Annotated in this window: 13 protein-coding genes and 2 pseudogenes; 10 read left to right on the top strand and 5 right to left on the bottom strand. The window is 68.7% G+C overall.

Features of this window, described 5'->3' with window-relative positions; genetic code table 11:
- Window positions 1–8: 8 nt before the first annotated feature.
- Genes ACWC2B_RS27720 through ACWC2B_RS27710 form a run of 3 tightly spaced genes read right to left on the bottom strand, consistent with a single transcriptional unit; the run spans window position 9 to window position 3,361 of the window.
- A complete protein-coding gene (locus ACWC2B_RS27720; protein WP_450721188.1) occupies window positions 9–872 on the bottom strand; it encodes a GAF and ANTAR domain-containing protein in 864 nt (287 codons plus the stop codon).
- Between the two features lie 24 nt (window positions 873–896).
- On the bottom strand, window positions 897–2,762 hold the full coding sequence (locus tag ACWC2B_RS27715) for a CheR family methyltransferase (protein ID WP_450721186.1): 1,866 nt from the start codon (window positions 2,760–2,762) through the stop codon (window positions 897–899).
- Window positions 2,762–3,361: a chemotaxis protein CheB gene (locus tag ACWC2B_RS27710; RefSeq protein WP_450721184.1), complete on the bottom strand. Its 600-nt coding sequence runs from the start codon at window positions 3,359–3,361 to the stop codon at window positions 2,762–2,764. Before ACWC2B_RS27710 ends, ACWC2B_RS27715 begins: the two co-directional genes overlap by 1 nt.
- A 396-nt stretch (window positions 3,362–3,757) precedes the next feature.
- On the opposite strand from ACWC2B_RS27710, the gene ACWC2B_RS27705 reads away from it, so the two are divergent.
- The 6 genes from ACWC2B_RS27705 (at window position 3,758) to ACWC2B_RS27680 (ending at window position 8,891) form a co-directional block, all read left to right on the top strand.
- Window positions 3,758–4,222 carry an STAS domain-containing protein gene (locus ACWC2B_RS27705; protein ID WP_450721182.1) on the top strand — a complete coding sequence of 155 codons (465 nt, stop codon included), beginning with the start codon at window positions 3,758–3,760 and terminating at the stop codon, window positions 4,220–4,222.
- A 472-nt stretch (window positions 4,223–4,694) separates the two neighbouring features.
- Complete coding sequence (locus ACWC2B_RS27700; protein ID WP_450721180.1) at window positions 4,695–5,144, top strand: STAS domain-containing protein; 450 nt, start codon at window positions 4,695–4,697, stop codon at window positions 5,142–5,144.
- Complete coding sequence (locus ACWC2B_RS27695) at window positions 5,141–5,806, top strand: hypothetical protein (RefSeq protein ID WP_450721178.1); 666 nt, start codon at window positions 5,141–5,143, stop codon at window positions 5,804–5,806. Before ACWC2B_RS27700 ends, ACWC2B_RS27695 begins: the two co-directional genes overlap by 4 nt.
- Window positions 5,803–6,552, top strand: a complete 750-nt coding sequence (locus ACWC2B_RS27690) for an ANTAR domain-containing protein (RefSeq protein ID WP_450721176.1) — start codon at window positions 5,803–5,805, stop codon at window positions 6,550–6,552. Before ACWC2B_RS27695 ends, ACWC2B_RS27690 begins: the two co-directional genes overlap by 4 nt.
- Before the next feature lie 89 nt (window positions 6,553–6,641).
- On the top strand, window positions 6,642–7,358 hold the full coding sequence (locus ACWC2B_RS27685; protein ID WP_450721174.1) for a GAF and ANTAR domain-containing protein: 717 nt from the start codon (window positions 6,642–6,644) through the stop codon (window positions 7,356–7,358).
- A gap of 54 nt (window positions 7,359–7,412) precedes the next feature.
- Window positions 7,413–8,891, top strand: coding sequence for a PP2C family protein-serine/threonine phosphatase (locus tag ACWC2B_RS27680; protein WP_450721172.1), 1,479 nt, complete (start codon window positions 7,413–7,415; stop codon window positions 8,889–8,891).
- Window positions 8,892–8,950: 59 nt separating this feature from the next.
- On the opposite strand, the gene ACWC2B_RS27675 is transcribed toward ACWC2B_RS27680, so the two are convergent.
- The gene (locus ACWC2B_RS27675) at window positions 8,951–9,118 is read right to left on the bottom strand and encodes a CsbD family protein (protein WP_450721170.1); all 168 of its coding nucleotides are present in this window, start codon (window positions 9,116–9,118) and stop codon (window positions 8,951–8,953) included.
- Between the two features lie 154 nt (window positions 9,119–9,272).
- Between ACWC2B_RS27675 and ACWC2B_RS27670 the strand changes: the two genes are divergently transcribed.
- The 4 genes and pseudogenes from ACWC2B_RS27670 to ACWC2B_RS27655 all read left to right on the top strand — a co-directional run bounded on the left by ACWC2B_RS27670 (window position 9,273) and on the right by ACWC2B_RS27655 (window position 11,044).
- Entirely contained in the window at window positions 9,273–9,404 is a 132-nt protein-coding gene (locus ACWC2B_RS27670; RefSeq protein ID WP_450721168.1) for a hypothetical protein, read from the top strand.
- 531 nt (window positions 9,405–9,935) lie between these two features.
- Window positions 9,936–10,243, top strand: a pseudogene (locus ACWC2B_RS27665) (PRC-barrel domain containing protein); the annotation flags it as partial.
- 309 nt (window positions 10,244–10,552) lie between these two features.
- Window positions 10,553–10,747 (top strand): annotated as a pseudogene (locus tag ACWC2B_RS27660) (DUF5994 family protein); the annotation flags it as partial.
- Window positions 10,748–10,801: 54 nt separating this feature from the next.
- Complete coding sequence (locus tag ACWC2B_RS27655; protein WP_450721166.1) at window positions 10,802–11,044, top strand: hypothetical protein; 243 nt, start codon at window positions 10,802–10,804, stop codon at window positions 11,042–11,044.
- Between the two features lie 626 nt (window positions 11,045–11,670).
- Here ACWC2B_RS27655 and ACWC2B_RS27650 read toward each other — a convergent pair.
- Window positions 11,671–12,516 carry a universal stress protein gene (locus tag ACWC2B_RS27650; protein WP_450721164.1) on the bottom strand — a complete coding sequence of 282 codons (846 nt, stop codon included), beginning with the start codon at window positions 12,514–12,516 and terminating at the stop codon, window positions 11,671–11,673.
- Window positions 12,517–12,524 lie beyond the last annotated feature (8 nt).

Below are 12,524 nucleotides of genomic sequence, written 5' to 3'. Positions count from 1 at the left end.
GCTTCCCCTCAGTAGTGGAGCTTCAGATCTCCGGACACGATGCGGCGCGCCACCGACTCCGGGGACTCTCCCCAGCTGAAGGCCCGCGCCTTGATGAGCGACAGCGCATTGTCGAGCGAGCAGTGGATCTGCTCGGAGAGCACCCCGGCAGCTTGGTGCACCACCGCCCGGTGGTCCGTTTCGCCGTACAGGCCGGGGTCGGCATCCGGGCCGAGGAGCATGCTCTCTGCCAGGGCATCGGCCACCTTGCCGAAGACCCCGGACTCGGCGAGGCCGGGCCGGGGATCGAAGACCGTGAGCGCCCCGACGCAACCGGCCTGCGACTTCAGTGGCAGTGCGATCACCGAGGCAAGTCCCAGCTCGGCGAGACCTGCGCCGTAGCCGGGCCAGCGCTCCTCCATCGCGGGTCCCGAAGCGCACACCGTCCGACAGCTCTCGGCGGCGTCCCGGGCCGGCCCCATGCTGAGTACGAACTCCAAGTCCTGTGCGTTTCGCGCGAGTTGGTCGGACGCAGCCAACGCGAGCTGGGCCATGTCGGCCCCGACCAGAGTGAGAGCGGCACTGGAGGTGCCGCACGTCTCCGCAACAGTCGCCATGAACAGATGGCGGGCGCCGCTCCCCGCCGACCGGTCCGCCAATCCATAGGCGTACTTCTTCTGGAGCTGTGCCGCGATGAGATGACGCTCGGCGACCCTGCGGTGCATCGCCGCCATGGCCACATGGAACTCGCGTCCCGTCTCCCCCGCCAGCCGCTCGTGCCGCTCGGCGGACGCCCTCTGGCGCGCCGCACGTTCGGCAGCAAGAGCGGCCCGCCGCAGCGCGATGCCGATCTGCCCGTCGGCCGGGTGTGAACTCCCGCCCTGTGCGGTCATGTTCTCAGCGTACGGCTTCCGGCGTCAGCCGCCGGCCTCATTCCCCATGTCTTCCATCAGAAGTACGACGCCTCCGTTGTGGCCGTCGAACGGGGAGCAGACCACGGCGCAGTTGATGCTTCTGCCGATGCGATTGACGGCGGGAACACTTACCGGCCCCGCACGTTTGCCCGATGCGATGCACTGCTGGATGACGTCACGCAGTTCAGAGGTGGGCAAGCCGAAGTCCAGCGCGAAGAAGTGCACGTCGTGCACTTCGTCCGCGCGCAGCCCCCAAAGGTCGACCGCCCCTCGGTTCCAGCTCTTCACCTTCATGTCCACGGACAGCACCACCACGCCTGCTGCGATGCTGCCGACCACGCCCTCCAGGAACGCCCTCGCCTCGTCGAGATCCTCGGTACGCAGCCGCATCTCGTCGTTCATGGTCTCAAGCTCTTCATTGCCCGACTGGAGTTCCTCATTGGTGGTCTCCAACTCCTCATTCGTCGACTGGAGTTCCTCGTTAGTGGTCTCCAACTCTTCAATGCTCGACTGGAGTTCCTCGTTAGTGGTCTCCAACTCCTCATTCGTCGACTGGAGTTCCTCGTACGCCGTCTCAAGTTCCTCGCGGACGCGCTTGACCTCGGCCTTGAGCTGGGTGGCCAGCGTGACATCGGTGAACGTGACGTTGATGGCGACCGGCAGGCCGGGGCCGCCTGGGATCGGCTGGATGAGGATGTCGAAGTACTGGACCTCGTCACCCATGCGCCGTTCCGCGCCGTGCACCCGCAACGTCCGGCGCTCGTGCGTGGCCTGGTCGATCAAGGAACGGAGCTCAGTGGGCCGGTAGGAGAGTTCCAGGTCCTGGAAGGGACGGCCCACATCATTGGCCGTGAGGCCGAAGTGGGAGCGCGCCTGACTGTTGATCATCACGACGACTCCCTCCGCGTCCAGGGCCACGGCTGCACCAGGAGTCGCGTCGAGGATCAGGTCGCGCAGCTGCCGGACGCGGGTCGCCGTCTGCATCTCCATGCCCATGCCGGCTCTGATCTTCAGCGGCGCCGCGGTGTACGGCGGACTGCTCTCGCCGGGGCGCCGCCGGAAGATCCGCTGGCGGATGCTGATCGCCTCGAACCGATCGCCGTCGTTCAGCAGCATCTCGGCCTTGCCGAGGAAGAGGAAGCCGCTCTCGCGCAGGGCGAAGTGGAAGCGGTCGATGATCTGGCTCTGCGCCTCCACGTTGAAGTACATCAGGGTGTTGCGGCAGACGAGCAGGTCGAGCCGGGAGATCGGGGCGTCGCGGGTGATGTCGTGCCGACCGAAGATCACCCGCCGCCGCAGGTCGGGACGGAAGAGGTACTGGGTACCGCTCGGTTCGAAGTACTTGTCGCGCAGCTCCGACGAGAGCGATTCCAGGGACTTGGCCGGGTACAGCCCCGCGCGAGCCTGGCGCAGCGCCTCCTCGTCGACGTCCGTGGCGTAGATCTTGACGCGATTCAGGCTTTTGTCGAGACCGAGTGCCTCCGCGAACATGATCGCAAGCGAGTACGCCTCCTCACCGCTGGAACAACCGGCGCTCCACACCCGGATCTCGTCCTCGGCGGCAACGTTGGTGATCACCTCCGGCACGACCTCGCGCTGGAGCAGAGCCCATGCTTCCGCGTCGCGGAAGATCGAAGTGACGTTGATCAGAATGGTGTTGAACAGGGTGCGGAACTCGTCGGTGTCCGTCTCCAGGAGGTCCTGGTAGTCCGCGTAGTCGTGGACACCGGCATCCCCCATCCGCTTGCGGATCCGACGGCCGAGCGTGGAGCGCTTGTAACCGGTGAAGTCGAAACCGCGGGCATCGCGAATGAAGCGGAGCAGGTCCTCCAAGCCTTGATCTGTCTCGGTCGCGGCTGATTCGCTCATCACTGCCTCTTGATCTCGACAAGTCCACGGATGACCGCGGCGATCTCCTCAAGGGGCAGCACGAAGTCAACGGCCCCCGTCCGCACCGCCGCCTCGGGCATCCCCTTGAACTCCGCGGTCTCGGGATCCTGGGCGATCACCGTGCCGCCCCGCGACTTCACCGCGTCCACCCCCATCGCGCCGTCGCTGCCGGTACCGGTCAGCACACAGGCGATGGCTCGCGGCCCATAGGCGCCGGCCACCGATTCGAAAAGGAGGTCGGCAGAGGGACGCAGGAAGTGGACGAGTTCACTCCGGGACAACGACAGGGTGCCTTCCGGCCCGACGAGGAGGTGCCGGTCGGGCGGGGCCACATAGACGACCCCCGGCTCCGCGTGCTCCCCGTCCTCCGCCAGCTTGACGGGCAGTGACATCCGGCGAGCCAGCACCTCGGCGATGACGGTCCTGTGCCGCGGATCGAGGTGCTGGACAATCAGCACGGGTACCGGAAATTCGGCTCCGAGCGCGCCCAGAAGTACACCGAGACCATGGATACCCCCGGCCGAGGACGCGACAGCAACGATGTCGTACCGCTCCGCCGAGTACTGTTCTGCTGCCACACACGGAGCCTAGCGGACCCCGGGGCTCCCACCCTGATGGTGGAGACCGGCTGCCAGCGGCGGTGATCGACGTGGCTGATCCCTGTTCGTAGATGGCGGGTGCAAGGCATCCGACGACCCCAGCCGGGCCTCGGCACCAACGAGTTGGCCTGGACGGCAGGGCCAGCACCGGGGCGGCCCGATGCGGCACTGCCATGTCCGGTCCTGGGGCGGCTGGTTGCTGCTCCGGTGCTGGTCGCGCGGGTTGCTCAGCCAAGCGACGGGATGCCTGCCTGCACCCGGAGGCATCCGGCCGTTCACTCTTGAGGGTGAACGCTTGCCTGCTTGCACGTTTCTTCTCCTTTATCTGTTTATAGGGTGTTGAACGCATCACCCCAGACCTGGTGGCTGCACCCGATGACCGTGAACTCCCGCTCTTGCGGGGGACGTTGTGGGTGGGGAGCTACTGTGGGAAGCATCGTTCAGCCGGGTTTACCGGAACCCGTTCCTCTCGTCGCGGGGCACTCTCCACAGGTGTTCGGTGGCGCGCGTATCTGTCTGATGCGGGGATCTACCGTGGTCGAGATGTACGGAGAGATCGATCTGACCACCGCCGCGGCAGTCCAGGCGCCCCTCGATGCCGCGATTGCCCGGCCGGGAGCCCGGCTGATCGTGGATTTGCGGGCGGTGGTCTTCTTCGACTGCGCCGCCCTGACACTGCTGCACAGGGCGCACCGCCGGGTGAGCGAGTGCGGTGGTGCGCTGGGGCTGGTCTGTGTCCGGCCATGGCACCGGAAGGTCCTCGCCGCAGGCGGTGTCACCGCCCTGGTGCCGATGTTCGCCACGGTGCAGGAGGCGCTCGTCGTGACCCGGCCCGACTGATCCCCCTCCTCCAGCGACCCACGGAAGCTGCGCAGTACCACTTCCAAGGCGTATCGGCCCGGTCGGAGCGCGCGGGAACCGCGGACGTCGGCGCCGATCAGTCCGGCGCCTCAATTTCCTTGCTCCGACGGCGTATCGGACGTGGCGTTGCCGAAACCGTCACTGTTCAGGGTGTTCCACAGGAACAGTCCTGGCGAGGGCAGCCGGGACTATGCTGTTGCGTGGACGTCCCAGACCCCGGCGGACATGTTGCTGCTCCGAACTGAGGCTCGGGGAGCGGACCCTTCGTCCGGTCGCCGGTGCATCTCCTGAAGTGAATCGTGCGGGTCCCGCTTCCGATACACGGGTTGTTGGGCCAGCCGCCGGTCTGCTTCCGCCGTTAGTACGCCCCTGCCGACAGCGTGCCAAGAGCGGCCGCGAGTCCGGCTCCGCCGCTTGGCGTTGCCCGGCGGGTCTACCGAACCGAGGCGTCATGCCCCTGCCCCCGTTGAACATCTACCGCCACGACAGCAGGCAACGGTCGCTGATCACCCTGGCAGGCGAGATCGACCTGGACACCATCCCGCAGGTGCGCGAGGCCCTCGAACAGTGCCTGCGCGACGGCATCCGTACGATCGACGTCGACCTCACCCCGCTCACCTTCTGCGACGTGAGCGGGCTCAATGCCTTCCTCTGCGCGGCGCGGCGGACCATCTCGCTCGGCGGATCCCTGCGGCTGCACCATCCTCCACCCATGCTGGCCTGGATGGTCAGGATCACGAACACCGAATTCCTCTTCCTGGAGGGTCCGTTCGGACAGCAATCCCCTCCTCCCGGGGACGGCCCCCTCACCGTGACACCGGTTTCGCCGCCGACGGCGTATCGCGGAGCGCTGCGCCGGCTCGCGTCCTCGGGGCCTGCCGTCACGGATGGTGTGCTGTGAGCGGTCGGCCCCGGCCGGAGCAAGCCCACAGGCCCAGGAACGACGACCCGTACCTCATGGCCGCGGTGCGGCTGCTCCGAGTGAGCCGCTGGCGGGCCCAGGACTTGAGGGAGGACCTGGCGGATCTCTACACGGAGTCCTGTGAGGCGACAACCGGCGAGAAGTACCGCAGCCGCCGGCGGACGGGCTTCCTGCGTCGCCTCGCCGCCGACATCCGGCGACCGGGGTTCGCCCTCGTGATCGCGGAGACCGACTGCCTGGTGGGGTGTGCCTTCGGATTCCCCGTTCCAAGCGACGGCCGGTGGTGGTTCGGGTTCGACCGGACGCTCCCGTATGACGTCGAGCAACTCACCGCCTCCGGCGACGTCTTCGCGATCTCCAAGATCCTGGTCCGGCCGCACCGCGCGGGTCAGGAGTTGGCCTGCCGACTGCAGGAACGGCTCCTGACCGGCCGCCGGGCATCACTCGGCGCGGCCTTGGTGGACCCGGCCGACCTGCCGACCCTCGCCAGCCTCCGGGCCGGAGGCTGGCAGGACATCGGAACGGTGTGGCACCCGACCGGTCCACCGCTGCTCCGGGCCCTGATTCTCCGCTTCGCGGAACGGACCTTCGTACGGCCGACGGAACCTCCACTCCCCAGCTGGACCCGGAGGACCGCGTGACGCCCAACAGCCGGTCGTCCCGGATCCAGGCGCTCGTCGCCCAGCAGGCGGCCCTGCGCGATGCTCGGGTCGGGGTCGTGGACGTGTGCACCGCTGCGGTCGCCACGCTGCCGGTCAGCGGCGCCGGCCTGTCCGCGATGTTCCCGAACTCGGCCAGCCATCCACTGTGCAGCACCGACGAGATCAGCGAACGGCTTGAGGAACTCCAGCTCACCCTGGGGGAGGGACCGTGCGTGGATGCCTTCGCCCACGGCTCGGCGATCCTGGCGCCCGACCTGCTCGCCAGTGAACTCCAGGACTGCTGGCCGGTGTTCGCTGACGCGGCCCTGGAGGCGGGCGCGCGGGCGGTCTTCGCGCTCCCCTTGCAGATCGGGGCGATCAGTCCGGGGGTCCTTGACCTGTACGCCGGCGTGCCGGTCAAGCTGGGCACCGAGGCGCTCGCCGATGCCCTGGCCTTCGCCGACACCGCGACGCTGCTCCTGCTCGACGCCCGGATCGACGAGTCCGGCGATACAGGGCCAGTGGGGCGCCGTGACGACCTGGGCGCGTACCGGGCCGAGATCGACCAGGCCACCGGCGTGCTCACGGTGCAGCTCGGCGTCGGGATCGAGGAGGCGTTCATCCGGCTGCGCGCGCACGCCTTCGCCCACGGACACCGGCTCGCCGACGTGGCCTCCGACATAGTCTCCCACCGCCTGCGCTTCTCCCCGGGCATGGAGCCGAAGCGGACCGAGGAGGGCCGATGAGGACGGCCGGTTCCCTCGCACGGTCCACTGAATTACACACGTTTCCCGGCCCGTTCGGGCGCAGCCGACCTCCATCAAGGGTGTAGACGATGAATGAACGACTCCTGGCCAAGACCTTCGTCGAGCTGGCGGACAACCTGGTCGCCGACTTCGACCTGATCGACTTCCTGCGCCTGCTCACCGACCGCTGCGTCGGAATGCTCGGCGCGAGCGCCGCAGGCGTCCTGCTCGCGGACCGCGACGGCGAACTCCGCGTCATGGCCGCCTCCGACGAACAAGTACGCCTCCTCGAACTCTTCCAACTCCAGAACGACGAAGGCCCCTGCCTGGACTGCTACCACACGGGAACACCAATGACCGTCCCCGATCTCCGTACGGAGACCGACCGCTGGCCGCGCTTCACCGCACAGGCCGGGCTCCACGGATTCGGGGCAGTCCAGGCCCTCCCCATGCGCCTGCGCGACGAAGTCATCGGCGCCCTCAACCTGTTCCACACCGACCCCGGCCCCTTCGACCCGGGCAGCACCTCCATCGCCCAGGCCCTGGCCGACGTCGCCACCATCAGCCTCCTCCAACAACGCTCCACCCACCGCAGCACCGTCCTCAACGAGCAGCTGCAAGCCGCTCTGAACAGCCGCGTCCTGATCGAACAAGCCAAGGGCAAACTCGCCGAACGCCACGGCATCGACATGGAACAGGCATTCACCGCCCTGCGCGGCTACGCCCGCGCCCACAACCGCCGCCTGTCCGACATCGCCCGAGTCTTCGTCAACGACTCCGAACCCCTGGTCGGATTGGGCGCCTGACCGTCCCCGCCAGCCCGTCCATGGGCGTAAGCCCGCTGCACGAAAGCAGAGGGGGTGCCGACCCGGTTGGAAGCCGACGGAACACCACGGCCCGAGGAATTACCGGACCCGACGCGCACGGGGCTTCCGCCGGAGCAGGAGGCCCGGCGCATCGAAGCCGTACGCCGCTACGACATCCTGGACACCCCGCCCGACGGGGCGTTCGACCGGATCGCCGCCCTGGCCGCCCGCCTCTTCGACGCCCCGGTGGCGACGGTGACGATCGTCGACGCCGACCGGGTCTGGTTCAAAGCCGCGTACGGACTGGAGGGAGTCACCCAGACCGGCCGGGATCCGGGGCTGTGCACCTCGGCGATCCTCACCGACGAGCCCCTGGTCATCCCCGACACCCTCCACGATGCGGCCGCCCGTGCCAACGCCCTGGTCACCGGCCCGATGCGGGTGCGCTTCTACGCCGCCGCGCCCATCACCACCCGCGACGGGCACAGACTGGGCACCGTCGACGTCCTGGACACCCGGCCGCGCCGGATCGCGCCCGAACAGACCGCTGCCCTGACCGATCTGGCCGCGCTGGTCATGGACCAGCTCGAACTGCGGCTCTCCGCACTGCGCATGCTGCGCGTGGAGCGGGAACTGGTGGACGTCGAGCACGCCGCGCGGGAACGGGCCGAGCGGGACCGGGCGGAGATCGCCTCGTACGCCGCCACCCTGCAGAGCACCCTGCTGCCGCCCACCCTGCCGCGCGTGCCGGGACTTGAGGCGGCCTCGCACTACGCCACCGCGTCCGTGTCCGACATCGGCGGGGACTTCTACGACGTGTTCCCCCTGGGCCGCGACCAGTGGGCGTTCTTCCTCGGCGACGTGAGCGGCCGGGGCGCCCGGGCCGCCGAGCTCACCTCACTGATCCGCTACACCCTGCGCTCCACCGCACTTCTTGAGTCCGACCCCTGCCAGGTGCTGCGAGCGCTGAACTCCGCCCTGCTGTCGCACCCCACTGCCGACAGCCGCTTCTGCACCCTGGTCTTCGGCACCCTGGCCCCCGACCCCACCAGCGGCTTCACCATCACCCTGGCGGGCGGCGGCCACCCGTCCGCCTTCCACCTCCAGCCGGCCCGGCGCGACGGGCCTGCCCGCGCGGCCTCCCGGGCGGCGCGGGTGGACCTCACCGGGGGCATGCTCATCGGCGTTCTGCCCGACGTGTCCATCGCCTCCCGTACGCTCCGGCTCCTGCCGGGTGAGGCGCTCCTGCTCTACAGCGACGGGCTCATCGCCTCCCGCAGCTCCCACGGCGCACGGTTCGACGAGACCGGGCTCGCCGCCCACCTCACCCACCACGCCGCCGCCAACACGGCACTCGGCGCCGCCGCGATCATCGACGACCTGACCTCGCTCCTGGCAACCTTCCCCGTCGGCCCCGCGGACGACGTGGCCCTCCTCGCCCTCAGCGCCGCCCCCACCAAGCCCGGCCGGACACCGGCCGGCGCATCGGGCACGACCCGCACCAGCACGCCCCTGGAGGGAGAGGGCACCTGATGGCGCCGACCACCTGTTGAGCATGCGTGACCGGGGGCGGCCTGCTCTGATGGCCGCCGTCAGTGCTTGAAGGCGTCCTTGACGTGCTCGCCAGACTGCTTGAGGTTCCCGGCGACACGGTCCGCCCTGCCCCCGCGCTGCAGGCGCCGGTTTCCGGTGGCCCGGCCGACGTACTCCTTGATCTTGCCAATGACCGTCTGCGTGCGGTTCCTGATCGTGCGTCCCATGCTCATGGCAGTCCTCGTCGTTGTCGGCCTGGAGGGGCACCTGCACGGTGCGCCCGTATATCTGCCGCCGTTGCCGCGAGTCGGCCCCGGCGGCCTTGTGAGGGATTACCGGTGGCTGCGGCTGAAGCGCCGTCCGCCACCGCCACGTCCGCGCATGACGAAGCCGAAGACCCATATGACGAGCAGGACGGCGGCGACCCACCACAGGATCTGCGTCGCGAAGTTGCTCGATGTCGCCGGGGCCGGGGCACACCGTGCGCACGCCAGCGGCGCCGGCACTCCCTGACCTCATGCCAAGTCGCCGTCCGCATACGTCATGCGTCGCCAGGCACTGGCGACGACGTGTCGCAGCACTGCAACGTCAAGCTCCGCGATCGCGACGGACGGCGAACCGCTCCCCGCCACGATGCGACGCGCCCTGCGCGGCGCCGCCACCGGGCCGAGCAGAGCGAGGATAGCGGTGAACCGGCGACGCCGGGGGCTGTGTCTCCAACCCTCCGGCGCCTTCGTCCCGGGCATGCCTGCCGGACACCGGGCGAGTAGCCCGAACCTCGAACTTCACACTCCAGCACAGCGGTTGTTCCCACATCTGGTCGCGGCCCGGTCCGGAGAACGGCACCCAGGACTGTGCTGCCGAACAGACACCCCGGATCCCGACGCCTCGCTGACCAGTGGCCGCGATACACGCCAGGGACGGGGCTTCCGTCCGATGTCCGGCGCATCCCGTGGAGGGGGACTGGCCGAGCGCCGTACCTGGAACTTCAGGTTACGGAACCGACCTTCCGTTCCCTCCTCCCTCACGTGCCCTCGCGCCAGGGACGTCGGCAGGCACAGCATCGGCACGCCGGAAGCGGTTTACGCGGACACCAGCACTGACGACCCGGCCACGGCCACCGTCCGGATGGCCTGCCCACCCGGCACCGCCTTGTCTTCGTCCCCCTGGACAGCGCGACGGTCGGGCCGGACCAGATCAAGATCGCCTACGACAAGGCGCCGACAAAGGGCGGCCCCTCGATCGGCATGGACGACGTCCTGCCCGCCGAACAGGAGGAAGCGGTCTTCCGGCACTACGGCCCGCCCCACAAGCAGGGCGCAGGCGGCGAACGCCGGCTCGCCCGCCGTTGACCGCCTGACCGGTCGCCGTGGCCGTCGACCCGGCCGTCGCCTTCGCCTACGTCACCGATCAGGGCGCCAATTCGGTCTCGGAGATCAACACAAGCACCAACGCGGTGGCATCCCGATGACGAACCGAACCTCGTTGCCCCAGCCAGTCCTTTGGCCCTTGCCTGGGAGTACGCTGGAGATACCGAGAGCACTTCGCACCCCGGCCACAGCGTCGGCCTCGTTCTCGGCGAGCAATAACCCCCGGGCCGCTGTCGACGAACGGCGACCCGGAGACGGGTTCGCGCCAGGTCCGCGACCACTGACCTCCTTCTGGCGCAGCGCGATCCCCCCCCCGCAGCTCCGAACGTCCGCCTTGCACTCAAGCCCGCGGGCGCCTCCCGTGGACTCCTGGACGGGGCCTGGTGGCCACGCTCCCGCGATCTGCTGCGTGAACTTCCCGCGCTGATCGACGTACTCGACCCCCTGTGGGGCCGGATCACCCGCATCGCCGTCAACCCTGAGCACTGAGTCTCACTGCTCGGGGAAACCCTAGAAAACTGGCTCTACCCGCTGGCCTCCATGTCGGCCCACACCCTGACCCGGCTACGCCAGCCCTCCTTACGCGATCTGCTCAACATCGACCTGGACCACCTCAACGAGACGCTCATGACCCGCATGACCGGCACCCTGGAACAGAACTTCAAAACCGCCCTGCGCCACAGCAAAGCCGGCGGCGACGACCGCATCGCCCGCACACCCGACTTCACCACCAAGCTCCGGCAAGCCGTCATCACCCAAATCCGCTACCGCATCGAAAGGTGATCCGCACCGGCCGCCGTGTGGGAGCGAGGGGAAGCCCCTGCTCGCGGACACCACAGGCCAAGATCCGGACCATGTACGGACCAACTCAGCTCCGCAGCGCGAGCTCCCACCCGTTTCCGTAGGTCAGAACCAGATCAGGCCATATACCACCAGCAGACGAAGAATCTTCTCGTCTCGTACTCGCCGAAGAAGCTGGGCTTCTTCTAGAGCGGATCTTCGATCCCTACAGCTGTCGGTTCAGGAAGGCTCCGTCCCCTGCCGAGTCAAGAGATCTCCTCGCTGAAGTGCACTCGTGCTGAAACCCCGAGGGGAAGGAGGTCTGCCCCGGGCGGGTCTGGAGCGGTCGCACGGCATCAGCCCCGGAGATGCCACCAAGCGGGCTCCTGATCGCTCGTCACGCTGGGAGCCTAATGCCGTCTCAGGGGCCGATCCATACGCAGCAGTCACGAACAACGCAGTGAGGCAAGCTGCGGGGCGCGCTACTCCATGCGCCACCTGAACAACGCCACTGCCCAATCGTCCCGACAACTCGGTCCGAACCACCCACACACCCGCTCCGCCGCCGCCCTTCAACGCATCGACTTCGAACTCGATCCACCAGTCCTGTGAGCGGATGCGATGCGGCCCTACGCGTGCGGCACCACGGCCACCGGACACAGACTGTGGTGGATCACCGAGTGGGCGACCAGGCCCAGGTGCGGGCCACTTGGCATACGGCGGCCGACGACCAGCAGGCTCGCCTTGGTGGAAGCCATGAGCAAGTGGTGGCCGGCCCTGCCGTGGACGACCTCCGTCCTCACCTCCGTGTCGGCGAACTTGCTTCGCCAGGGGGCGAGTACGGCCGCCAGCGTATTCGCGTTCTCCACCTCCACATCCGCCACCGGTCCGTACGGGGCCGGGGGCATGCCCCAGGTGTGCACCACGTCCAGTCGTGCCCGCCGGATTGCCGCCGCGTCGAAGGCGTACTCCAGGAGCTCGTCGCAGGGGTGGTCGAGGTCGATGCCGAGTACGACCGGACGGTACGGGCCGGTTCCCTCTCCCTGTCGTTCGTCCTCGGCCCGTTCCCCGGCCCGGATGAGGACGGCCGGGCCGGTGGCACGGGCCGCGACCGCCTGGGCGACCGAGCCGACCAGGAAGCCCGCGAAGCCCGTGAAGCCGCAGGAGCCGAGGACGAGGGTCTCGGAGGATTCCGCCGCGGCCAGCAGCGCGGCGACCGGTGGCTCGCTCACGTACCGATGGGTGATCCGCAGGGCCGGGTGGCCGAAGGAGAGCCCCAGGGCTGCTCGTTCGAGAGTCCGACGCTCCCGGCCCGCCGGAACGTCCGGTTCGGCGAGGTGAGTTCGGGATGGGCTCTCACTGGCGTGAGTGAGGTGCAGGGGCAGCTCGCGGCGGAGTGCCTCGCGGGCGGCCCAGTCGGCCGCGTCCAGGCTTTCGACGGAGCCGTCGATGCCTACGGTGATGCTGCGCTTCATGGCGCACC

This window comes from Streptomyces sp. NPDC001415 (assembly GCF_053597395.1).
Note: the sequence above shows the minus strand (reverse complement) of the source record. Positions and strands in the feature narration are given on the sequence as shown.